The following is a 23079-nucleotide window of genomic DNA, read 5'->3' as shown; positions in this document are numbered from 1 at the left end:
GCTGTCATTCGACGGCGGACGCTTCAATCTTGTCCAGGCGCGGCGACTTGCTGTTGCAACGACGCTGGTCCTGACGCTGGGCTACTTCTTGCACTTCACGGCGAGTGACAAGATCAGCCAAGCTGATACCGCTGAGAAATTCGTGGATTTGCAGGCTCAGATCACACCACAGGTGGTGGGTCAGACAGGTATCGCCACCGTGGCAATCACCCAGACCCTGGCACTTGGTAGCGTCAACCGATTCATTTACCGCGTCGATCACCTGAGCGACCTGAATGCCCTGCATGTCACGCGACAGCTGGTAGCCGCCGCCAGGACCACGAACGCTGGAGACCAGGTTGCTGCGGCGCAACTTGGCGAAAAGCTGTTCGAGGTAGGACAGGGAAATGCCTTGGCGCTCGGAAATGTCAGCCAGGGACACAGGCCCATGCTGCGCGTGCAACGCCAGGTCAAGCATGGCGGTTACAGCGTATCGGCCTTTTGTAGTCAGTCGCATGGACAATTACCGCGGAGTTTCGGGATGGGGAGGAGTATGCAATTCCCGAGTATTTAAGTCAACTATAAGACCTAGTACTTTAGTCAGGTTTACCGGCAAAAGAGCGCGCGTATCATAGCAAAGGCTGGCAGGTTACAGCCAGCAGTACCGCGCCATCCTTCATCGCGGGCAAGCCCGCTCCCACCAGGTCTTCGGTGATACACAGATTGCGTCAGCACCGAAAATTCCTGTGGGAGCGGGCTTGCCCGCGATGGGGAGCGACTCGCCTAGCTGGCCTGGGTCTGATCCTTGCCCTTCACGCAGGCAAAGTCCTCTTCGCGCAACTCAGGCAGGCCCTTGGCACAATAAGGGCTGCCCAGGTCTTTCAGCGCGCCGCACATGCCTTCCAGACGACCATCCACCGCCTGCAGGTGATCGAGCAACTGACCAATGGCCCGCGCCACCGGGTCGGGCATGTCTTCGCCGACACCGTAGGCATCAAAACCGATCTTCTCGGCCATGGCCTTGCGCTTGGCCTCCTGCTCGTCGTCGGACTTGACGATGATCCGCCCAGGAATCCCGACCACTGTCGCACCGGCCGGCACCGCCTTGGTCACCACCGCATTGGAGCCGACCTTAGCGCCCGCCCCCACGGTAAACGGCCCCAGCACCTTGGCGCCAGCGCCCACCACCACACCATCTTCCAGCGTCGGGTGGCGCTTGCCCTTGTTCCAGCTCGTGCCGCCCAGCGTCACGCCCTGATACAGGGTCACGTCATCACCGATCTCGGCGGTTTCACCAATGACAATGCCCATGCCGTGGTCAATAAAGAAGCGTCGACCCACCTTGGCGCCCGGGTGAATCTCGATCCCGGTCAGCCAGCGACCGAAGTTCGATACCAGCCGCGCCAGCCATTTCCAACCCCAACCCCACAGCGCCGCCGACAGGCGATGAATCCAGATCGCGTGCATGCCCGGGTAGCAGGTCAGCACTTCGAATGCATTACGTGCCGCCGGATCCCGATGGAAAACGCTCTGGATATCTTCACGCAAACGCTCGAACATCATTAATCCTTCCGCTTAAGGAGCTCACCACGGGCCGCTTTCTGGGTTTCCGTGAGGATGCCACGCAAAATATTCATCTCCGCCCGGCTGACCGAGCTTCGTCCGTACAGCCGGCGCAGGCGCGCCATCAAGTGTCGCGGTTTTTCCGGGTCGAGAAACTCGATGGCCACCAGGGTCTGCTCCAGGTGTTCATAAAATCGCTCCAGCTCATCCATGGTCGCCAGCTCACCGCTCTTGGTGGACGCCACTTCTTCCTTCTCGACCTTGCTTGGCTGGCCTTGCGCGGCCAGCCAGGACATGCGCACTTCATAGCTCAGCACCTGCACCGCAGCCCCCAGGTTCAGCGAACTGAACTCAGGGTCCGATGGAATGTGCACGTGATAATGACATCGCTGCAGCTCTTCATTGGTCAGGCCGGAATCTTCACGACCGAACACCAGGGCGATCTCGGCGCCGGCCGCCGCTTCCTCGACCACCTTCGTCCCGCACTCGCGTGGATCGAGCAGCGGCCAGGGAATACGACGGTCGCGAGCACTGGTACCGAGCACCAGATTGCAGCCCACCAGCGCGTCTTCCAGGGTGGCGACCACTTGCGCCTTTTCCAGGATGTCGCCGGCACCCGAAGCCCGTGCATCGGCCTCGTGATGGGGAAACAGCCGCGGCTCCACCAGCACCAGGCGCGACAGCCCCATGTTCTTCATGGCACGCGCAGCCCCACCGATGTTTCCCGGATGACTGGTATTGACCAGGACGACACGAATGTTCTGCAGCAAGGGAGGCGCTCTCTGACAGGGAATTTGGTCGCAAATCTTACAGTTCATCCTAAAGTTAAGCTACGAAAGCAAACGTCGTCGTTCATCTGTAGAAACTTTCTGCTAGAATGCCCGGCTTTCTTTAACAACCTTAGGTGACACATCCATGCAGCCCATGCTGAATATCGCGCTGCGCGCCGCCCGCAGCGCCAGTGAATTGATTTTCCGCTCCATCGAGCGCCTGGATACCATCAAGGTCGATGAAAAAGACGCCAAGGACTACGTGTCCGAAGTGGATCGCGCGGCCGAACAGAAAATCGTCGACGCCCTGCGCAAAGCCTACCCGAACCACTCGATCCTCGGCGAAGAGACCGGCATGCACGCCGGCACCGGTATCGAAGGTGAAGAGTACCTGTGGATCATCGACCCACTGGACGGCACCACCAACTTCCTGCGTGGTATCCCCCACTTCGCCGTCAGCATCGCCTGCAAATACCGTGGCCGCCTGGAACACGCCGTGGTCCTGGACCCGGTTCGCCAGGAAGAATTCACCGCCAGCCGTGGCCGTGGCGCCCAACTGAACGGTCGTCGCCTGCGCGTCAGCGGTCGCACCAGCCTGGACGGCGCCCTGCTGGGTACCGGCTTCCCGTTCCGTGATGACCAGATGGACAACCTCGACAACTACCTGGGCATGTTCCGCGCCTTGGTTGGCCAGACCGCCGGCATCCGCCGCGCTGGCGCCGCGAGCCTGGACCTGGCGTACGTCGCCGCCGGCCGTTTCGACGCATTCTGGGAATCGGGCCTGTCCGAGTGGGACATGGCTGCAGGCGCCCTGCTGATTCAGGAAGCAGGCGGTCTGGTGAGCGACTTCACCGGCGGTCACGACTTCCTGGAAAAAGGCCACATCGTTGCCGGCAACACCAAATGCTTCAAGGCAGTCCTGACGGCCATCCAGCCGCACCTGCCAGCCTCGCTGAAACGCTAAGCGCCAGGCCAAAAAAAAGCACCCTACGGGGTAATGCCGATCAGTTAAGCCGTCCCGCTTGACCTTTGGCCGCAAGAAATCAAAATCCGATGCCTGTACTGGCATCGGATTTTTTTATGCGTCTCGCTCGGGCACTGGAACTGACCCACAACATCGCCTCCACCCCCAACGCCATCGAGGGATTGGATTCCTTACTCGACCCCTCTTTGGTCGAGCAGGCACTTGAGCAGGCAGGCGTAGCAACCCTGCGTAAGCGGCGTTTACCGCTGGAAATGATGCTTTGGTGCGTGATCTCCATGGCCTTTTTTCGACGCATGTCGGCCTGGGATGTGGTCAGCCGCATGAACATCATGCTGCCAGGCCAGCGCCCGTTGGTGGCGCCCAGCGCCGTAGTCCAAGCTCGCCAGAGATTGGGCAGCGAAGCTGTACGACAAGTCTTTCATCTGACTCAGAAAAGCTGGCATGAGGCGGCCGGTCATCCGACTTGGGCCGGTTTGCGCTTGCTGGGTGTCGACGGCGTCGTCTGGCGTACGCCCGACACACCGCAAAACCGTGCGCGTTACGACTCCGCCAGCAACCAGCATGGTGATACTGGTTTCCCTCAGGTTCGCATGGTTTGCCAAATGGAATTGACCAGTCACGTACTGATCGGCAGCGCGTTTGACGGCTATCGCAGCAACGAAATGAAACTGGCGGAGCAACTGATCGAAACCACACCGGATCACTCGCTGACGCTGTTTGATCGAGGCTTCTACTCCTTGGGTTTACTGCACCAATGGCAGCAAGCAGGCACCGAGCGTCATTGGCTGATGCCACTGCGCAAAGGTGCGCAGTACGAAGTGATTCAGCGTTTGGGCCGTCAGGATGCAGTGGTCTCGTTAAGCACTTCGCCACAGGCCCGCAAACAATGGCCGGGGCTGCCGGAGCGCCTGACCGCGCGACTGCTGAGCAAAACCGTCAAGGGAAAGGTGTGTCAGATCCTGACCTCAATGGCCGACCCGCTGCGCTTCCCGTCCGACGAAATCGTTGAACTGTACAGCCAGCGATGGGAGATCGAATTAGGCTTTCGGGAAATGAAACAGACGCTGCTCAACAGCAGCTATACGTTGCGCAGTAAAACGCCCGAGATGATCGAGCAGGAATTATGGGGAGTGTTGTTGGGCTACAACTTGTTGCGCTATCAGATGGTGGAAATGAGTCGCCACTGCCCCGGTATTTACCCATGCGAAATGAGCTTTACCGCCTGCACTTGGGCGATTCTCGGATTTATCAACAGTGTCTCGGCTGATCGTTCCGGGAACATCCCCAAATACCTGGCCGAGCTTCATGCTTCAGCTATCCACTACGTCCTGCCTCATCGACGGGAGGAGCGCGTTTATCCTCGGGCGATTCGGCTGAAATCGCCGAAGTACCCGATCAAAAATAAAAATGCCAGTCAGCTTAACTGACTGGCATTACCCTACGGGGTGCTTTTTTTAGGTTCTTCACGGATTACCGGGAAAGACGCTCTTGATCTTCATGAAAAAGAACTCGCTATCCCGGTAACCGTACGCCATTCGCTTGATGACCTTTATTCGATTATTTATTCCTTCCAACTGACCGGTGTGCATCGGCCAGCGAACCCGGCTGACGATGCCCCGCCAGTAAGTCTTTAGCCGTTTGGCGAACTGGATCAGTGCCGGTATTTCGCTTTCATGCGCATGGCGCAGCCATTGCTTCCAGGCCGATCGCCAACCCCAAGCGGTGCTCGGCGTCCAAAGCGTTTTGAGTTCAGTCTTCATCAAATAGACCTTCATCAACGCGTGGTTGGCCGCCAGCAGATCCTCCAAGCGGACCTGTTGCTCCGGTGTTTTCAGGTTCTGCGGGTTGCGCAGGAGCAGCCAACGCGCCTGCTTGATGACCTGTCGGGCCGGCTTGTCATGACGCAGTCGATTGGCTTCGTCGACACGAACCCGATCAATCACCTCTCGGCCATACTTGGCCACCACATGGAAGAGGTCGTAGACCACTCGCGCGTTGGGACAGTGCTGACGAACCTCCAGGTCAAAAGCGGTGTTCATGTCCATTGCCACCGCTTCGATTCGGGCGCATCCCTCTGGCCCCAGCTCTTCGAAAAACGGCCTGACCGCCGCCCGGCTGCGGCCTTCGCCGATCCACAGCACTCGTCGTGTATCCGCATCCAGCACCACACTGGCGTAACGATGGCCCTTGAACAGGGCGAACTCGTCCATCACCAGACGCCGTGGTTGCGCCTTCGGCAGATCGCTCAATGCCGCTTGCAAGGCACGACGCTCCAGCAACCGAACGGTGTCCCAATGCAGCCCAAACATCTGCGCCACGTGCAGCGTGGGAAGGCGCTCACAGGCTTGAATGACCGCCTCTGCCAGACGCCGCGTCATGCGGGCATAGCGATCCAGCCAACTGACGGCCTCCATGCGTTTACCACAGTCGCGGCAACCAACGCGTCGGAGCAAAACGCTCAGGCGCACCGCACGACCGAGAATGGGCAAATCACGAATGACTCGCTCGCAATACTCATGCGTGGTTGAACAGGGTTTTTGGCACCCGCCACAGGAAGGGAATCGGGTGGCGTGGGGTGTCAGATCGATCTGGAGGGCGTCACCATCAGGCTTGATCGTGACGACAGAAAAGCCCTCCCAAAAAGGAAGGAAAGTATTAATATCGCGCATAAGAACGCCGGTTTGTTAGATGTGTTTGCTCGCACGAACATCATCAATCAAATCGGCGTTCTTGTTTCTGTGTTTCCCGGGATTCCGTGAAGAACCTTTTTTTATGCCTGCGTTTCAACCAATCACTGCGCCGGCTCGTTCTGACCCAGGATCAACTGACCTTCCTTGTTGACCGGAATCTGGTTGCCTGGATCGCGATCCATGCGCACCTTGCCTTCCTTGCCATCAAGGGAATAACGCACGTCGTAGCCTACAACCTTGTCACTGATGTCATTGACCGTGTTGCAGCGGGTTTGCGTGGTGGTGTAAGTGTCACGCTCCTGCATGCCCTCCTGCACCTTGTTACCGGCATAACCGCCACCCACCGCACCCGCGACCGTGGCGATCTTCTTGCCGCTGCCGCCGCCGATCTGGTTGCCCAACAGGCCACCGGCCAGCGCACCGACCACGGTACCTGCGATCTGGTGTTGATCCTTGACCGGCGCCTGACGGGTCACGGTCACGTCCTTGCACACTTCACGTGGAGTCTTGATCTGTTTCTTGACCGGCTCAACGGCCAGTACTTGCGCATACTCAGGGCCGCTTTTTACCAGGCTGTAGGTGGCAACAGCACCCCCGGCAGTCACACCGACAGCACCCAATACCGCACCAACCAGCAACGACTTGTTCACATGAACCTCCTGACCATCACATGCGGGACATGCCCGCGCTTCTCCCAGCCTTGGAGCACAAAAAAAGGCGCGAGTTCAATACTCGCGCCTTTTGGGGTACTACCAGGTAGGAAAACGTCTCAAGGACGGTCGTCCACTTCCTTATCGGTGTTGACCACAGGGATCAGGTCTTCACTGCTCAGGTTCAGCCAGATCAGCACCACGTTGGCGATGTAGATCGACGAGTACGTACCCGCCAATACACCCACCAGCAGGGCCAAGGAGAAGCCGTACAGGTTGTCACCCCCGAAGAACAGCAGCGCGGCGATCGCCAACAGGGTCGAAACCGAGGTGGCAATGGTGCGCAGCAGGGTCTGAGTCGTCGAGATGTTGATGTTCTCGATCAGCGTCGCCTTGCGCAGCACGCGGAAGTTCTCACGCACCCGGTCGAACACCACGATGGTGTCGTTGAGCGAGTAACCGATGATCGCCAGCACCGCCGCCAGCACCGTCAGGTCGAAGGTGATCTGGAAGAACGACAGGATACCAATGGTCACGATCACGTCGTGGATCAGCGACACGATGGCCCCGACCGCAAACTTCCATTGAAAGCGGAACGCCAGGTAGATCAGGATGCCGCCCAGCGCCATGAGCATGCCGAGGCCGCCCTGGTCGCGCAGCTCTTCACCCACCTGCGGGCCGACGAACTCGACGCGCTTGACCACAGCCGGGTTGTCGCCGCCGACCTTCTGCAAGGCCTCGGCCACCTGGTGACCCAGTTGCGGGTCTTCGCCTGGCATGCGCACCAGCAGGTCAGTGGTCGCGCCAAAGCTCTGCACCACCGCCTCGTGATAACCCGAGGTAACCAGTTGCTCACGCACCTTGGTCACATCGGCCGGACGCTCATAGGTCAGCTCGATCAGCGTACCGCCGGTGAAGTCCAGGCCGTAGTTCATGCCCTTCGTGGCGACACTGAACAGCGCCAGCACCGTGAGGAACAATGTGACGCCGAACGCAACGTTGCGAACGCCCATGAAGTTGATTGTACGTAACATGGCAGCCCCTTAAATCCACAACTTCTTGAAGTCACGACCGCCGAAGATCAGGTTGACCATCGCACGGGTAACCATGATGGCCGTGAACATCGAGGTCAGAACCCCGAGGGACATGGTCACGGCGAAGCCCTTGACCGGACCTGTACCCATGGCAAACAGAATCCCGCCCACCAGCAAGGTGGTCAGGTTGGCGTCGAGAATCGCGGTGAATGCGCGCCCGAAACCTTCGTTGATTGCCCGTTGCACAGTCATGCCCGCCGCGATTTCCTCACGAATCCGCGAGAAGATCAGCACGTTGGCGTCGACCGCCATACCCATGGTCAGCACGATACCGGCGATACCCGGCAGGGTCAGGGTTGCACCCAGCAGCGACATCAGGGCCAGCAGCAGCACCATGTTCACGCCCAGCGCCACCGTGGCGATCAGGCCGAAGAAGCGGTAGATCGCCATGATGAACAGCGACACGAACAGCATGCCCCACAGCGAGGCATCGACACCCTTGGTGATGTTGTCGGCACCCAGGCTTGGACCAATGGTACGTTCTTCAGCGAAGTACATCGGGGCCGCCAGACCACCGGCGCGCAGCAGCAGCGCCAGCTCCGAGGATTCGCCCTGGCCGTTCAGGCCGGTGATGCGGAACTGAGCACCCAGCGGCGACTGGATGGTCGCCAGGCTGATGATCTTCTTCTCTTCCTTGAACGTCTGCACCGCCACGTCTTTCTCGACGCCGTTGACGACCTGCTTGACGTAGGTGGTCACCGGACGTTGCTCGATGAAGATCACCGCCATGCTGCGACCGACGTTGGAACGGGTCGCACGGTTCATCAGCTCGCCGCCATGACCGTCCAGGCGAATGTTCACCTCTGGGGTGCCGTGCTCGCCGAAACCGGCCTTGGCGTCAGTCACCTGGTCGCCCGTGATGATCAGGCCACGCTCGATCTGCGCAGGAGGACGCTTGCCCTCGCGGAACTCGAACATCTCGGAAGTGGCTTTGGATGCGCCCGGCTCTGCTGCCAGACGGAACTCAAGGTTGGCCGTCTTGCCCAGGATTCGCTTGGCTTCGGCAGTGTCCTGCACGCCTGGCAGTTCAACCACGATGCGGTTGGCACCCTGACGCTGAACGATAGGCTCGGCAACACCCAGCTCGTTGACGCGGTTACGTACCGTGGTCAAGTTCTGCTTGATGGAGTATTCACGGATTTCCGCCAGCTTGGCCGGGGTCATCGCCAGACGCAGCACCGGCTGACCATTGAGGTCGGCGGGAACAATGTCGAAATCGTTGAAGCTCTTGCGGATCAGTGCACGGGCCTGTTCGCGGGCGGCTTCATCAGTGAAGCCCAACTGAATGGCACCGTTGAGTTGCGGCAGGCTGCGATAGCGCAGGCGCTCTTTGCGCAACAGACTCTTGACGTCGCCTTCGTAAACTTTCATGCGGGCGTCGATGGCTTTGTCCATGTCCACTTCCAGGAGGAAGTGCACACCACCGGACAAGTCCAGACCCAACTTCATCGGGTGCGCGCCGAGGTTGCGCAGCCACTGCGGGGTGGTTTGTGCCAGGTTCAGCGCAACGACATAGTCATCACCCAAGGCCTTGCGAACGACGTCCTTGGCCGGAAGCTGGTCTTCCTGCTTGGTCAGACGAATCAGGCCGCCCTTGCCGTTGGCTGCCAGCGTGGCCGCCTTGACGGTGATCCCGGACTCGTTGAGCGCTTTGCTCACACGATCCAGATCCGCCTGATTGACCTGCAGCGCAGTGCTTGCACCGCTGACCTGAATGGCCGGGTCATCAGGGTATAGATTGGGAGCGGAATAAATCAGACCGATCGCCAGCACCGCCAGGATCAGTAGGTATTTCCACAGAGGGTATTTGTTCAGCATCACGCCGCCCGCTTATGACGCGGGGCGCCTTGCGCGCCCCGTCGATTGGTAGAAGATGAAACTCAGATCGCTTTCAGCGTGCCTTTTGGCAGCGTGGCAGCGATGGCGCCTTTCTGGAACTTCAGCTCTACCGAGTCAGAAACTTCGAGAACCACGAAATCATCCGCTACTTTGGTGATCTTGCCGGCGATGCCGCCGGAGGTCACAACTTCATCACCTTTTTGCAAGTTGCTCAGCAGATTCTTCTGCTCTTTGGCGCGTTTGGCCTGTGGACGCCAGATCATCAGGTAGAAGATGACCAGGAAACCGACCAGGAAAATCCACTCAAAGCCAGTGCCAGCAGGGCCGGCAGCAGGTGCAGCGGCGTCTGCCATCGCATTCGAGATAAAAAAGCTCATTTAGCACTCCAGTTGCAGAATTAGTGTCTTAAACGTTTTAAAACTCAGTCCAAAGGCGGAACAGGCAACCCGCGCTTGGCATAGAAGGCATCGACAAAGGCGGCCAATGTACCCTGTTGAATAGCCTCGCGCAAACCAGCCATAAGCACTTGATAATGACGCAAGTTATGGATGGTATTGAGCATGCTCCCCAGCATTTCGCCGCACTTGTCCAGATGATGCAGATAAGCGCGGGAGAAGTTCTGGCAGGTATAGCAATCGCAGGTCGGATCGAGCGGCGAATCATCATGGCGATGGAACGCGTTACGGATCTTCAGCACACCCGTATCAATGAACAGATGCCCATTGCGGGCATTACGGGTTGGCATCACGCAATCGAACATGTCCACCCCGCGGCGCACACCCTCAACCAAGTCTTCCGGCTTGCCAACACCCATAAGGTAACGAGGTTTGTCAGCCGGCATCTGACCCGGGAGGTAGTCCAGCACCTTGATCATCTCGTGCTTGGGCTCGCCCACCGACAGGCCGCCAATGGCCAGGCCGTCAAAACCGATCTTGTCGAGGCCTTCCAGGGAGCGCATGCGCAGGTCCTGGTGCATGCCACCCTGGACGATACCGAACAGCGCCGCGGTGTTCTCGCCATGGGCGTTTTTCGAACGCTGGGCCCAGCGCAGCGACAACTCCATGGAGATCCGCGCCACGTCTTCGTCGGCCGGGTACGGCGTGCATTCGTCAAAAATCATCACGATGTCGGAGCCCAGGTCACGCTGGACCTGCATCGACTCTTCCGGCCCCATGAACACCTTGGCACCGTCCACCGGCGAGGCGAAGGTCACGCCCTCCTCCTTGATCTTGCGCATGGCGCCCAGGCTGAACACCTGGAAACCACCGGAGTCGGTCAGGATCGGGCCTTTCCACTGCATGAAATCGTGCAGGTCGCCGTGCTTCTTGATCACTTCGGTGCCAGGACGCAGCCACAAGTGGAAGGTATTGCCCAGGATGATCTCGGCGCCCGTGGCCTCGATGTCCCGCGGCAACATGCCCTTGACCGTGCCGTAGGTACCCACCGGCATGAACGCCGGGGTCTCGACGGTGCCACGCGGGAACGTCAGGCGCCCGCGACGGGCCTTGCCATCGGTGGCCAAAAGTTCGAAAGACATACGACAGGTGCGACTCATGCTGTTTCCTCTGGGCCGCGCGGTGCGGGATTGCGGGTGATGAACATCGCATCACCGTAGCTGAAAAAGCGGTACCCATGCTCGACAGCTGCCTGGTAGGCGGCCATGGTCTCGGGATACCCGGCAAACGCCGAAACCAGCATCAACAGCGTGGATTCGGGCAAATGGAAGTTGGTGACCAGGGCATCGACCACATGGAACGGCCGGCCCGGGAAAATAAAGATATCGGTGTCGCCGCTGAACGGCTTGAGCACGCCATCGCGCGCCGCACTCTCCAGCGAACGCACGCTGGTGGTCCCCACGGCCACCACACGTCCGCCACGGGCCCGACAGGCCGCCACCGCATCCACCACGTCCTGGCCGACTTCCAGCCACTCGCTGTGCATGTGGTGGTCTTCGAGCTTCTCCACACGCACCGGCTGAAAGGTGCCAGCCCCCACGTGCAGGGTCACGAACGCAGTCTCGACGCCTTTGGCGGCAATCGCCTCCAGCAGCGGCTGATCGAAATGCAGCCCCGCCGTCGGCGCCGCCACGGCGCCCAGGCGCTCGGAGTACACCGTCTGGTAGCGCTCGCGATCGGCGTCTTCATCCGGACGGTCTATATAAGGAGGCAGCGGCATATGCCCGACGCGGTCGAGCAGCGGCAACACTTCTTCGGCAAACCCCAGCTCGAACAGCGCATCGTGGCGCGCCAGCATCTGAGCCTCGCCCCCACCGTCGATGAGGATCTTCGAGCCAGGCTTGGGCGACTTGCTGGAGCGCACATGGGCCAGCACACGGTGACTGTCGAGCACCCGCTCCACCAGAATTTCCAGCTTGCCGCCGGAGGCTTTCTGGCCAAACAGCCGCGCCGGAATCACCCGGGTATTGTTGAACACCATCAAGTCGCCTGGGCGCAAATGCTCAAGCAAATCAGTGAATTGACGGTGCGCCAGGGCGCCGCTAGGCCCATCCAGGGTCAGCAGGCGACTGCCGCGCCGCTCAGCCAACGGGTGGCGAGCGATCAGCGAATCAGGGAGTTCGAAAGTAAAGTCAGCAACGCGCATGATGGGGTTCGTCTAGCAGGGCCGGGAAGTCTAGCGGAAATATCAAAAATTCTCCATGTACCTGATTGACCGACGGTTATCACCTCTCTATACTTCGCCGCCATTGAGCCCTGATGGCGGAATTGGTAGACGCGGCGGATTCAAAATCCGTTTTCGAAAGGAGTGGGAGTTCGAGTCTCCCTCGGGGCACCATATAGCAGTATCTGAAAGTCTCTACCAGTCTTTCAGACCCAGAGAAACCGGCCACTTGGCCGGTTTTTTTGTGTCTGGCTATCTACCTCTGTATCCCCTTATCCGTTGTATCCCTGTATCCCTGCTTGTATCCTGAGAAAAGTACCGAACTTTGGGATACAAGGATGAAGCGCGCAGACATCAAGCGCCGCCCTCTCGCAGACACAACACTTGCAGGGCTGGAGCCGGAATCAAAGGAATACCGGGAGCTGGACGGAAACGGCCTCTACTTCAGGGTCAAACCTGATGGCGGCAAATCCTGGCAACTGCGCTACAAACGTCCGGCGGGCAATTGGGCTTGGATGGGGCTCGGGGGTTACCCGGAAGTTAGTGGTGCATTGGCACGGGACAAAGCTGCCGACCTACGCAAAGTCGTCAGTAGCGGTGCCGACCCTCTCGAACAGAAGCGATCTGCTAAAGCAGCCATTGACGCTGCCAGGACTCGGACCTTCCGAGCTGCTGCTGAAGCTTGGCTCAAGGCCAAAGAAGAAAAGGGCCTCGCCCCCTCCACTCTTAACAAAATCCGCACCTACCTCGACAAGGACATACTCCCGGCATTAGGAGATAAACCCCTCGACGAAATCACCCGTACCGACTGCGCAGAACTCCAGGCATCCCTCGAAGCCCGGGACGCACACAACGTGGCGGAAAAGTGCCGTACCTGGATCAATCAGATCTTCGGCCGAGCCATCGGCTTAGGACTCACCGAAAACGATCCAGGCAGCCGCCTACGCGACATTGCAGCCCAAGCCCCCAAGACTCAGCAACATCCACATTTGCTGGAGCCTGAGCTGGCTGAATTCCTCCAAGCACTCAAAAACACCCCGAGCAGGCTGACGGCCCGCACGGCGGCATGGCTGTGTGTATGGACGGCATCACGACCTGGGATGGTTCGCTTGGCAGAGTGGAAGGAGTTCGACTTTGAGAAAGCCATTTGGACCACACCTGCCGCCAAGATGAAGATGCGTCGGGATTTTGTATGCCCTCTTCCTCACCAAGCTGTTGCAGCCCTGAAGGACCTGCACTGCCTAACCGGACGCAGTCGCTGGCTTTTCCCAGGTGTCGGCGCCAAGAACCCAACCATCAGTGAAAACACGATCAATAAGGTCTTCGCCACCGTCGGCTACAAAGGCCGCCTGGTTGGACACGGTACTCGACACACCGCGAGCACGTTGCTTCGAGAACACGGCTGGCCGAAGGAGCATGTTGAGGCACAGTTGGCTCACAAAGAGGAAGGTATCTCAGGCGTGTACAACAAAGCCCAATATCTTGAGCAACGCGTAAAGATGATGCAGTGGTATGCAGATCACCTTGATGCCCTGGAGGGAGGCAATGTAGTGCAAGCCCAGTTTGGAAAGGCGATATGAGATCACTTACCCAGGCTACCTCTAAAACCGGTGTAACGGGTGTGACGCGTGTAACGAGTCCTTATAACCTATTGAAAATATTATATTTTTTTAACGTTACACCGTATCCACGCTCAACGAACCCCGCGTGTAACGCTGCTGAAGCGTGTAACAGTTATCGAACCACAAGCCCCCTGCTGGCAGCTGCTTTGCCAGATACACTTCGCTGCGGCAGTACGCTCGGTACGGGGCGAGGGGTGTCAAAATGAACAGCAATCTTGGCACCGAGGCTTTAGAGCTTGAGATAGCCGGAGTAGACGTTGGCTGCCTGCTTTGGGATCTTGATGAGGTCGAACTGGCTGTCCGTGAGTTGGCGCTATACAGCCAATTCTCCGAGCACTTCCGTGATGTGTTTACCTGCATCCACAATGCAACATCGTTCTGGCTAGAGGACGGCCAATACGCTGACTGTGCTGAAGCAGTGACAAAGACAATGTTTCGACTTCGCAACCCAATTGAAGAGCATTTCTACTTTTCCGAACCGACCTCACTGCCCAGAGTCGTTCGCCGCTTCCTTGGTATTGATCATCCCGCAAGCGACACACAACTCGTAGCGACTTATGCGCTTATTCAAGCTGTGCAGGCGGTTGAAGTCCTTGCGAAGTGGCTATTCGATCTAGAACTCTCCCTCTACGATGTGGATCTAGATCTAGTGGAGCAGCTCAGACAGACTGACCCCAAACAATACCTCCTCCTCATTCAGAGAGAACGAAAGCGAAAGAGCGACTTCGAAATCGATGCCCGAGAGGAGTTTGCTGATTTCAGTGGCGAGGCCTCCAAGATTTTGATGCTTGCTTCACTTTATCAACAAGCGGACTACGCGGACGTTTCGCACAACGACTTTAGCGCATCAAGTTTTCTGCGGGGAGCGCTGGAAAAGGCTTTTGCCGAAAAAGCCTCGGAAAGAGGCAAAGCGGCCGGGAAGGCTAACGCCAAGCCGGGCACAGTCAAGCAAGAGAACAGCAAGAAGCTTTTTGAGGACATAAGCAAAGCGGCAAAAAGCCAAATATCTGCCGAGCCCAACATAACTGAAACCGAATTAGTCAAAGCGCTAGTCGACCAGGGCAAGGCATCTGCGCCGACCGTTAGAAAATATCTGAGAAAAGGTAAATTTCTCCCTAGCGGCGTTTTTCAAGGTAGTTGTCGCGTCAACCATCCAGCTATGCGGCTTGCTTCGCGTGCTGTTGATCCCGATCAGGGTTCAACAGCACCGTACCAATTGGCTCCCAGTTACGAGTGCGTCCTGACCATCGCTCTGGATTCCTGCTTCGAGCTTGTTCATACAGCTCATGGCGCAGGGCAAGGATTTGCCTATCCTGACCACGATGACGCTCTGCCGGTGTGACGAAGCGGATCCCGCTATGTCGGTGTTCGTGGTTGTACCAGCGGATAAAATCACGCACCCAGCATCTTGCAGCATCCAAGGTCTCGAAACCCTTGGTCGGCCATTGCGGACAGTACTTCAGCGTTCTGAAAAGAGCCTCCGAATACGGATTGTCATTGCTGACACGCGGTCTGCCCCTTGATGGCGTAATGCCTAACTCATACATCTTGCTCAGCAACGTGGTCGACTTCATCGGCGCGCCGTTGTCCGAGTGTAGTACCAGAGGCTCTCTCAGGCATTGTTCGCTGATCACGCTCCTTTGCAGCAACACTGCGGCCTTGGCGCCGTCCTCATCCTCATGCACCTCCCAGCCGACGCTCTTGCGGCTGTAAATATCCTCGATCAGGTACAGGTAGTAGTACTTTCCACGCACCGAAGACGGCAAGTACGTGATGTCCCACGACCACACACGATTTGGTGCATGAGCCGCATGCGTGGTTGGCTCGGCATTACGTCCAGGGCGCTGAGCGCGTCCTCGGTGTTGCCTCTGCCCGGCAGCTCGAAGCACACGATAGAACGTTGACTCCGAGCCTACGTAGATCTGCTTATCGGCCAGCCTCGGCACGATCTGGCTGGGTGGCAAGTGAGCATACTCAGCGCTGTTGCACAGGTTGAGAATCGCTATTCGCTCATGCTCATTCAGCGCATTGGGCGGGGTTGTGCGAACTGTAGTAGTACGCGCATCCGCCACCACCTCTTCCGTTTGAGTCCAACGCTGCAACGTTCTGAGCGTCAATCCAACTTCTTGGCACGCCATCGATTTTCGAGCGCCGGTATTGATCGCCTCTGTCAGCCACGCCACCAGCAGTTGCCGTTCCGGCAGAGCGGTCAATTGTCCTCGTCGTCTACTCCCCAGTAGTCGTTGAGCTTTTTTCGCAGCACCAGTAACGCGGCTGTTTCAGCCAGCGCCTTATCCTTACGGCGCAGTTCGCGCTCAAGCTGTTTAATACGTTTCTGATCCTGACGGGCCTGCTCCCGATCAACCTTGGGCTGCGCTTTTTGAGGGGCCATCCCACTCAGGAAGGCTTGCCGCCAGGCAGCAATCTGCTCGGGATACAAGCCTTTGCGACGGCAGTATTCACCCAGTTCAATCTCGGACAAGCTGGCACATTCGGCGACAGCCGCGAATTTCATTTCTGCCGACCAACTCTCGGTCGGGTGTTTGGGATCGGTCACCACCACACATCCTTCGGCACTGGCTCGTTTGCGCCAGGTATACAGCGACATTTCAGTAACGCCCTCGCGCCTGGCGACTTCGGCCATCGTCAGGTTGAGTGGAGGGCCCAGCATCTTGAGCAGTTCGGCTTTGCGCTCAGAGGAATAGTACGGCACAACGGCTCTCTTTCCGCCCCCGGGGTCTGGTTTCAGGTAAGTCTGGCGAGGCGACAACTATCCTGACACCGGGGGCTAGATAAATTTTCTTTGTGTCGACGAAAAGCAAACCATGTTTGCTTTTTTTTCATCTTTTAGTCTGCGCCTGTCTCTCACCTTACAGGCACGACTATGTCTAACCTCCGCGCGTCAACAATCAACCACATTCCTCATCGCGACCCCACGACAACCTTGATCAGAATCTCCGAAGTCATGGCTATCGTTGGCCTCGCACGCCCCACTATTTACAAGCTAATGCAGTGCCCAAAGAGCGGCTTTCCGCGCCCTGTCAAGCTGAGCACAAGCACTGCACGCGGAGCACCAGTGGCGTGGGTGCTTGCCGAAGTCCAAGCCTGGGCACGCAGCCGCATTGAGGCGCGTGATCAGGTGGCCGCATGAAGCGCCATTACTGCCCTTTCAAGGGCCCGTTTCTCGACTCCTACAGCATCGGATTTCGCCTCTATCAACCTGGTGCAATCAACTGGCGACACCGCACCATTGCAGGCGTGAGCTGGAACGGCGAAGAGCAGGAAGCGTTCTTTTTCAGCCCTGACAGCCTCGTTCTCCCAATCAAAGCCAATCCTTGGGAATTGCCCGAACTGATCCGCAAAAATGCGGTGCGCAGAGAATTTTCGAGCGTCCACGGCACCGGTTATTTCGCCATGAGCGACAGCCGCCTCGCCTCACTGAAAACGCGAGGCATGACCGACTGGGTCACCTACTGGTTGGTGGATCAATCGGCCGGGTACGCGAACGATCCGGCGGTCTGGCAACGCATCACGGATGAAGATCTCGCCGTGGAAAAGACCACTACCGAGAATCTTCATCACAGCATGCGGATGACCTCGGATCTGACCGAGCACGTGGATGAGTGTCTCGCACAGCGTCGCGATGTGATGACCGTCGAATACCGCAGACGTTGCGTCGAAGACAGCAAGATCTTGGCTTGGCTCAAAGGCGAAACACCACCACCGCTGCTTGCTTTTGCGCAGGAGGCAGCATGAGCAAAAAGATCGCGAATAACGCCTTGATGCACCCGTTTTCGGTGCTGCGCCGGATTGGCTTTTCGCCCCGCCTCATGCAGCGCCTCGAGCACTACCGCAGCCAACAGGACAAGCAAGGTCGCGTGGTCAGTGTACTCAGCTGGGCAGACGGCACCTGGTGCGCCCTCTCCCTCCACTGCGAAAAAATCGGAGCCGTGATCGCCGACGAAGGCCAGCAATCGCAAGCCTACGCAGATGCACGATCGATGCTCAGCGGTGGCTTCCTCCCCCTCCTTTCCCTGCGCTGGGAAGCCCATACCTGAAACGAAAACGCCTCCGGGGGGCGATCCGGAGGCGTTGAGGTAAATCTACATGCACAAACAATTTATGCCGCACCTAAAAATTTCGCAAGTCATCAACGCAGTTGCACTTTCAAAAAACGGACGTTACTCTCTTGCCGTCGCTGCAAAATCAGCGAACGGGTTTGGCGACCCGACTTACAATAGGCGCACAGGCGCCCCCATTACGATTGCAGGCGCTTTTTTTGTGCCCGCATCTCCGTTTTATGGTGGCTGTGCGTGGGAGACCTTCGGGTCTGCCGGGTTCCTATTGTCCCGGTTCGCCAACCTGCGCACAGCTGCCACCCTAATTCGTTTGGCGACGAAGTGTGGCAGCTCCTCAACAATAGGAGCTTTGCCAAATGACCAACCTCAGTCCGTCCAAAATTCGCGCCGCTGCACACCGTGCAATGGCTCTCGCCGCTTTACATGCCAACTCCAGCCTCGCTACACGTCTCTTCCGCTACAACAGCCACATGGCCAAAGCCCGCGCACTCGAAACCGCAGGCGGTGCCCAATGAACAACGCCCTGAGTTTTGCCCTACCTGAAGACCTGCTCTGCGTTAATCCGAAAGCAGAAGCCGGTGTACCAATCGACGCTATCACCTGCGCCATTGATCGCGCCGACTCGGTGCTAACGCTGCTGGAGGATCACTTCGAAAGCGAATCCTCGCGCCTCGCCAATCATGTGATCGCCGCCGTCCTCTGGGACGTGCGCGGCACTCTCGGCCTGATCAAAACCCTCACCTTGCACGGTGACAACACCTCCATTCCGGCCGCGCAGAAAGGCGGTGCGCTATGACCACCTCCACTACGCTGGGTCACGCCACATTTACTCGTGTGAACGCCACCGACTTGAAGTTGTTCCGGGTCAATGCCGGAGTACCGGTCGAGGATGCACTGGAGATGGTTTCCCTGCTGCAGCATCACGCCAACCAACTCAACTTCGACGTCGCCATGAGCGACAGCGGCGAGCGTTTCAGTTGGCCTGCTCTGTACCTGGGCGAGATGGCCAAAGCCCTGATCGACGACATCAACGACGCGCTGTTTTTGCCGAGGGCTGACGCATGAGCCAACGCCCGAGCAACTCCGCGAAACGTCCCAGCTTCGCCGACGTGAAAGCCGCTGCACTGAAAGACATTGATCGTGTCCTGACGCACTCGCTGCCCAACGGTAAGCGCGTGGACGGCGGCAAGGAATACACCGCTCCCAATCCGACTCGCAGCGATAAACGCGCCGGTTCGCTCAAGATCAGTTTGAGCAAGGGCACCTGGTCCGACTTCGCCACTGGCGACAAGGGCGGTGACCTGATCGATCTGGTGCGTTATCTGGACGGCGGCACCGACGTCGAGGCCTGTAACAAACTGGCAGACCTGCTCAACGTGTTGCCCGGTGCCGCCCAGGCGAAGCCAGCGCCCGCCAAGACAAAAGCACCTGAGTGGAGTGCCATTCAGCCGATCCCGGCCGAGGCCATGAACAAGTGCCCGGCCAAGCACCGGCAACACGGCGCGCCGTCCAAGGTGTGGATCTATCGTGATGCACAGGGCCAGCCACTCATGGCGCTCTACCGCTTCGACCTCGCGCCGGATGAAGACGGCAAGCCGAAGAAGGTCTTTGCTCCCCTGACGTGGTGTCAGCGTGCCGATAGCCAAACCACACAATGGCGCTGGCAGGGTCTGCCCGATCCGCGTCCACTGTTGCGCCTTGACGAACTGAACCAGCGCACTGATGCACCTGTAGCCCTGTGCGAGGGCGAGAAAGCCGCCGATGCCGCCTCTAAACTGCTGCCGGGCTACGTGGCCACCTGCTGGCCGAACGGTTCCAACTCCTGGCACAAGGCCGGCCTGACGCCGCTCAAGGGTCGTGACGTGCTGTTGTGGCCGGACAACGATGTCAGCGGTAAAGCCTGCATGGAAATCGTCGCCGACAAGCTGCGTGAAATCGGCGCCGCCTCGGTTCGAGTCATTGCGTTGGACGTGTTCAAACGCAAGCCCACGCTGAAGAACGGCCGCGCCGCCTTCGCTAAAGGTGGTCAATGGGACGATGGCGACGACGCCGCTGATGCACTCGCCAAAGGCTGGACAGCGGCCCACTTCGCCGAGCTGGAAAGCAGCGGGGAATTGTTTGGATTGCCTGTGGAGCAGTCGGCAACGGAACCGACTGAAGCCAAGCCAGAAGCGAAAACGAAAGCACCGACCAAGCGTCCCGCCAAATCGAAAAACGACCTGATGCCCGGTGGCTTTCGCCTCACGTCCGAAGGCGTGTTTTATGCGGGCGACGACGGCGAAGCGCGGCCGGTGTGTTCGCCTCTGGAAATCCTGGCTCGCACCCGCGACGACAAAGGGCAGAACTGGGGCCTACTCGTCGAGTTCGACGATCCCGACGGTGCCAAGAAACGCTGGAATATCCCGGCGCGCACCATGACCGGCGACTTCGGCAAGGACGTGCTTGGCCCGTTGGTGGACATGGGCCTGCGTCTCGCCGGTAGTCGCTCCGGACGCAATGCACGCAATGACCTACAAAGTTACCTCGGCGGCTTCGACAGCGCGCAACGGGCACGACTGGTCACCCGCTTGGGCTGGCACGACAGCGCCTTTCTGCTGCCCGAGCAGCAGGTCGGCGCACACAGCGAACACCTGCACTTCTACGAGGCCGGCTCTCAGCTTCCGCCGATCAGCGAAGCCGGCTCGCTTGAGCAGTGGCAGGAGCAAATCGGCGCACTGTGCGTCGGTAATCATCGATTGGCGTTCGTTGTCGGCGTAGCCTTTGCTGGCCCACTGCTGCACATGCTCGGCCATGAGTCGGGCGGCTTCCACTTGTACGGCGACAGTTCAGGCGGCAAGACCACCCACCTACAGGTGGCTGCCTCAATCTACGGCGGGCCGCGTCTGGTGCGCTCGTGGCGCTCCACGGATAACGCGCTCGAATCCATCGCCGCCGCGCATTCCGATGGCCTTCTGGTGCTGGATGAAATCGGCATGTGCGATCCGCGCATCATCGGCGAGACGGTGTACATGCTGGGGAACGGCACCGGCAAGGCACGCGCCAATGATCGAGGCCAAGCAGGCCGACAGGTACAGGAGTGGCGCTTGCTGTTTCTCTCCACCGGCGAGAAGACGCTGGCTCAGCACATGGCCGAAGCCAACAAGGAACTGAAAGCGGGCATGGAAGTACGCATGCTCGCGGTTCCGGCCGATGCGAGCAAAGGCCTCGGCATGTTTGACGCGCTCAACGGTTTTGATGACGCAGCGGCGCTGTCCGACGCGCTCAAGGCACGGGTGGCGAAGTATTACGGCACACCGCTCACCGCCTTCCTCACGGCGTTGTGCGAACCGGGCAAACGTCATGGTTGGTCCGCCATCCTGCGCCGCACACTGGAAGGGTTTATCGCCCAATCACTACCGGCCTCGGCCAGCGGGCAGGCACACCGTGCGGCCGCTCGCTTCGGTCTCGCGGCCGCAGCGGGTGAGCTGGCCACCGCGATGGGGATCACTGGCTGGCCCGACGGGACTGCCACCACCGCCGCTCGCGTGTGCCTCAACGCCTGGATGAACGAGCGTGGCGGCGCCGGGAACTTCGAAGGCGATGCGATCTTGGCGCGGCTGCGCCAGGTCATCGAGCGCTTCGGCGAAAGCCGTTTTACCCGCTGGGAATCGGCGGCCGCAAAGATCGACGAACACGGCCCGCGCACCATCGACCGTCTCGGCTTTCGCAAGACGCTGGAGCACGGCTTGGGCGACGCCCTACACACCACCAACACCTATTACGTGCTGCCCGAGGCATGGCGCTCGGAGATCTTCCGGGGCATGAACATCAACGCCGTGAATAAGGAGCTGCTGCAGCGCGGTGTATTGGAACCGAGCAGCGACGGCAAGGCGTCGAGTCTGGTCCGGCTGCCCGGCCTCGGTCAGCAACGCTGCTACATCGTGAAGACGATTCCGGGAATGGATGAGAGCGAGGCTCGGGCTGCCTGAGGGCATCTCTGCTGATTGAGGTAGCGCCGGCTTATTCCCGGCCTCGCCAGCCACTCAACCAACCCACAATCGAATTGAACAGAGACTAAACAGATGAACGATATTCAAAACTTGAAAGACCGCCGCGACCAACTGCGCAGCGAGGCAGAACAACTACACGCCGAAATGCTGCCGCTTGAGGCCGTGCTGGAAAGTGAAGACCCCATCGAGCCGGATCGAAAACGCGAACTGCGGGATAAGTACAACGACCTGAAAAGGAATTTCGATTCGCGCAATCTCAATGCCGACCTATTAGATAGGAAGATCAGTCGCCGTGAGAACCTCGCCAATTGCGATTCCTTGATGGCGGGTTACATCGAAGCGATGGATAACTGGAAAGCGGATGAACAGGAGCTAAACGAAAAGCGCCAGAGCCTAAGCACCCGTCTGGCACAGATCCAACAACAGGCGGTTGAGGACATGGCCAAAGCCCGTCAGGCCGAAACGGACGCAGCCACTGCGTACGCGCAGGCCGTCGCATGGGGCGACACCGAAGGCGAGCAGACCGCCAACGCCGACGCACAAAAGGCCGCGAAGAATCTGACAGCAGCCGCCGAACATAACCGTCGGCAACACCTGATCATGGCTGCTCTGGAGCAGGAGCTGGTGACCGTAGATAAATACATCGCCGAAGCACAAGAAAAGCAAAAAGGGATAGAACGCACCGCCCTCTGGCTTTCGCAGACAGTACTGGAGGAGCAATGGAACAAGGCCGCAAAAGCGTTGTTAGAGGTGGGTGGCAAGCTGTGGGCCAACTACAACCTGCTGGGACATGACCCGGTAGGGCTTATGAAACTGGCCGTACCCGAGCGAGGCGAAAATCATGGGCAGTGGGGGTGGCACGAGCTAATAGACCGCTCTCGTCAATACAGCGCGCGGGACTTAGTCCAGCTCAACAGTCTGCCGGTACTGCAACAGCTTGAAGATCAGAGCAATCCGGAACAACGCAAGGATGAACGAAATGAACAAGCCACTACAGAACAGCGCGAGCTGGTCTGACACCCTCAAAACTCGGAAGGCCTATCTCAATACCCTGCTAAAGACTATCAACGCGGGAGCGGGTAAAACCAGTCAGATACAAACACTGACCATCAACGCGATTAAAGCGGAAATGGCGCATATTGAAAGCCAACTGAATCGCCGAAAATAGTGCTGAACTTGTAACCAGCATAATCTATCGTA

General features: G+C 58.6%; 24 protein-coding genes and 1 tRNA gene. 14 read left to right on the top strand and 11 right to left on the bottom strand.

The annotated features are described in order from the left end of the window. Positions 1–4 precede the first annotated feature (4 nt). The 3 genes from iscR to trmJ form a co-directional block, all read right to left on the bottom strand. Positions 5–496, bottom strand: coding sequence for a Fe-S cluster assembly transcriptional regulator IscR (iscR, locus tag Q1W70_RS15540; RefSeq protein WP_095166055.1), 492 nt, complete (start codon positions 494–496; stop codon positions 5–7). 266 nt (positions 497–762) lie between these two features. After that, complete coding sequence (cysE, locus tag Q1W70_RS15535; protein WP_302097538.1) at positions 763–1539, bottom strand: serine O-acetyltransferase; 777 nt, start codon at positions 1537–1539, stop codon at positions 763–765. A gap of 2 nt (positions 1540–1541) precedes the next feature. Further along, positions 1542–2312 carry a tRNA (cytosine(32)/uridine(32)-2'-O)-methyltransferase TrmJ gene (gene trmJ / locus Q1W70_RS15530; RefSeq protein WP_166593054.1) on the bottom strand — a complete coding sequence of 257 codons (771 nt, stop codon included), beginning with the start codon at positions 2310–2312 and terminating at the stop codon, positions 1542–1544. Between the two features lie 145 nt (positions 2313–2457). Between trmJ and suhB the strand changes: the two genes are divergently transcribed. Both suhB and Q1W70_RS15520 read left to right on the top strand, forming a co-directional pair. Next, the gene (gene suhB / locus Q1W70_RS15525) at positions 2458–3276 is read left to right on the top strand and encodes a type III secretion system regulator SuhB (RefSeq protein WP_003185165.1); all 819 of its coding nucleotides are present in this window, start codon (positions 2458–2460) and stop codon (positions 3274–3276) included. Positions 3277–3392: 116 nt separating this feature from the next. After that, the gene (locus Q1W70_RS15520; protein ID WP_265538328.1) at positions 3393–4724 is read left to right on the top strand and encodes an IS4 family transposase; all 1332 of its coding nucleotides are present in this window, start codon (positions 3393–3395) and stop codon (positions 4722–4724) included. Between the two features lie 36 nt (positions 4725–4760). Here Q1W70_RS15520 and Q1W70_RS15515 read toward each other — a convergent pair whose 3' ends face one another. After that, positions 4761–5912, bottom strand: coding sequence for an ISL3 family transposase (locus Q1W70_RS15515; RefSeq protein WP_302098917.1), 1152 nt, complete (start codon positions 5910–5912; stop codon positions 4761–4763). Between Q1W70_RS15515 and Q1W70_RS15510 the strand changes: the two genes are divergently transcribed. Continuing rightward, positions 5835–6056: a hypothetical protein gene (locus Q1W70_RS15510; protein WP_256669976.1), complete on the top strand. Its 222-nt coding sequence runs from the start codon at positions 5835–5837 to the stop codon at positions 6054–6056. The genes Q1W70_RS15515 and Q1W70_RS15510 overlap by 78 nt on opposite strands. Before the next feature lie 32 nt (positions 6057–6088). On the opposite strand, the gene Q1W70_RS15505 is transcribed toward Q1W70_RS15510, so the two are convergent. The 6 genes from Q1W70_RS15505 to queA all read right to left on the bottom strand — a co-directional run bounded on the left by Q1W70_RS15505 (position 6089) and on the right by queA (position 12171). Continuing rightward, positions 6089–6637, bottom strand: coding sequence for a glycine zipper 2TM domain-containing protein (locus Q1W70_RS15505; RefSeq protein ID WP_166592894.1), 549 nt, complete (start codon positions 6635–6637; stop codon positions 6089–6091). A gap of 119 nt (positions 6638–6756) precedes the next feature. Beyond that, the gene (gene secF, locus Q1W70_RS15500) at positions 6757–7671 is read right to left on the bottom strand and encodes a protein translocase subunit SecF (RefSeq protein WP_166592895.1); all 915 of its coding nucleotides are present in this window, start codon (positions 7669–7671) and stop codon (positions 6757–6759) included. Between the two features lie 9 nt (positions 7672–7680). Further along, a complete protein-coding gene (gene secD / locus Q1W70_RS15495) occupies positions 7681–9549 on the bottom strand; it encodes a protein translocase subunit SecD (RefSeq protein WP_182342182.1) in 1869 nt (622 codons plus the stop codon). A 62-nt stretch (positions 9550–9611) separates the two neighbouring features. After that, positions 9612–9947 (bottom strand): preprotein translocase subunit YajC, encoded by a 336-nt coding sequence (yajC, locus tag Q1W70_RS15490; protein WP_095166066.1) that lies wholly within the window; start codon positions 9945–9947, stop codon positions 9612–9614. Positions 9948–9991: 44 nt separating this feature from the next. Further along, positions 9992–11107 (bottom strand): tRNA guanosine(34) transglycosylase Tgt, encoded by a 1116-nt coding sequence (gene tgt, locus Q1W70_RS15485; RefSeq protein ID WP_166592911.1) that lies wholly within the window; start codon positions 11105–11107, stop codon positions 9992–9994. 14 nt (positions 11108–11121) lie between these two features. Beyond that, positions 11122–12171, bottom strand: coding sequence for a tRNA preQ1(34) S-adenosylmethionine ribosyltransferase-isomerase QueA (gene queA, locus Q1W70_RS15480; RefSeq protein WP_166592897.1), 1050 nt, complete (start codon positions 12169–12171; stop codon positions 11122–11124). 107 nt (positions 12172–12278) lie between these two features. On the opposite strand from queA, the gene Q1W70_RS15475 reads away from it, so the two are divergent. Then, a tRNA-Leu gene (locus Q1W70_RS15475) sits at positions 12279–12363 on the top strand. 164 nt (positions 12364–12527) lie between these two features. After that, entirely contained in the window at positions 12528–13769 is a 1242-nt protein-coding gene (locus Q1W70_RS15470; RefSeq protein ID WP_302097537.1) for a tyrosine-type recombinase/integrase, read from the top strand. Positions 13770–14968: 1199 nt separating this feature from the next. On the opposite strand, the gene Q1W70_RS15465 is transcribed toward Q1W70_RS15470, so the two are convergent. After that, positions 14969–16524 (bottom strand): IS3 family transposase gene (locus Q1W70_RS15465; protein WP_436799864.1). Its coding sequence is split into 2 segments (ribosomal slippage): positions 14969–16068 and positions 16068–16524, totalling 1557 coding nucleotides; the frame shifts between segments, so codons are not numbered across the junction. Between the two features lie 171 nt (positions 16525–16695). On the opposite strand from Q1W70_RS15465, the gene Q1W70_RS15460 reads away from it, so the two are divergent. The 9 genes from Q1W70_RS15460 to Q1W70_RS15420 all read left to right on the top strand — a co-directional run bounded on the left by Q1W70_RS15460 (position 16696) and on the right by Q1W70_RS15420 (position 23047). Next, complete coding sequence (locus Q1W70_RS15460; protein WP_302097535.1) at positions 16696–16962, top strand: helix-turn-helix transcriptional regulator; 267 nt, start codon at positions 16696–16698, stop codon at positions 16960–16962. Then, complete coding sequence (locus Q1W70_RS15455; RefSeq protein WP_302097534.1) at positions 16959–17567, top strand: hypothetical protein; 609 nt, start codon at positions 16959–16961, stop codon at positions 17565–17567. The genes Q1W70_RS15460 and Q1W70_RS15455 overlap by 4 nt, the downstream gene beginning before the upstream one ends. Continuing rightward, a complete protein-coding gene (locus tag Q1W70_RS15450; RefSeq protein ID WP_302097533.1) occupies positions 17564–17869 on the top strand; it encodes a hypothetical protein in 306 nt (101 codons plus the stop codon). Before Q1W70_RS15455 ends, Q1W70_RS15450 begins: the two co-directional genes overlap by 4 nt. 377 nt (positions 17870–18246) lie before the next feature. After that, a complete protein-coding gene (locus Q1W70_RS15445) occupies positions 18247–18405 on the top strand; it encodes a hypothetical protein (protein WP_302097532.1) in 159 nt (52 codons plus the stop codon). After that, positions 18402–18686, top strand: coding sequence for a hypothetical protein (locus Q1W70_RS15440; protein WP_302097531.1), 285 nt, complete (start codon positions 18402–18404; stop codon positions 18684–18686). The genes Q1W70_RS15445 and Q1W70_RS15440 overlap by 4 nt, the downstream gene beginning before the upstream one ends. Beyond that, positions 18683–18955, top strand: coding sequence for a DUF3077 domain-containing protein (locus Q1W70_RS15435; protein WP_302097530.1), 273 nt, complete (start codon positions 18683–18685; stop codon positions 18953–18955). Before Q1W70_RS15440 ends, Q1W70_RS15435 begins: the two co-directional genes overlap by 4 nt. Continuing rightward, positions 18952–21858 (top strand): DUF927 domain-containing protein, encoded by a 2907-nt coding sequence (locus Q1W70_RS15430; protein WP_302097529.1) that lies wholly within the window; start codon positions 18952–18954, stop codon positions 21856–21858. Before Q1W70_RS15435 ends, Q1W70_RS15430 begins: the two co-directional genes overlap by 4 nt. Before the next feature lie 93 nt (positions 21859–21951). Beyond that, the gene (locus tag Q1W70_RS15425; protein WP_302097528.1) at positions 21952–22896 is read left to right on the top strand and encodes a chromosome segregation protein SMC; all 945 of its coding nucleotides are present in this window, start codon (positions 21952–21954) and stop codon (positions 22894–22896) included. Continuing rightward, a complete protein-coding gene (locus Q1W70_RS15420; protein WP_169372179.1) occupies positions 22859–23047 on the top strand; it encodes a hypothetical protein in 189 nt (62 codons plus the stop codon). Before Q1W70_RS15425 ends, Q1W70_RS15420 begins: the two co-directional genes overlap by 38 nt. The last annotated feature ends 32 nt before the right edge of the window (positions 23048–23079 follow it).

Origin of the sequence: Pseudomonas kielensis (genome assembly GCF_030505375.1) — a bacterium.
GTDB classification, from domain to species: domain Bacteria; phylum Pseudomonadota; class Gammaproteobacteria; order Pseudomonadales; family Pseudomonadaceae; genus Aquipseudomonas; species Aquipseudomonas kielensis.
The sequence above is the reverse complement of the archived record's forward strand: the minus strand, read 5'-3'. Positions and strand labels throughout refer to the sequence as shown.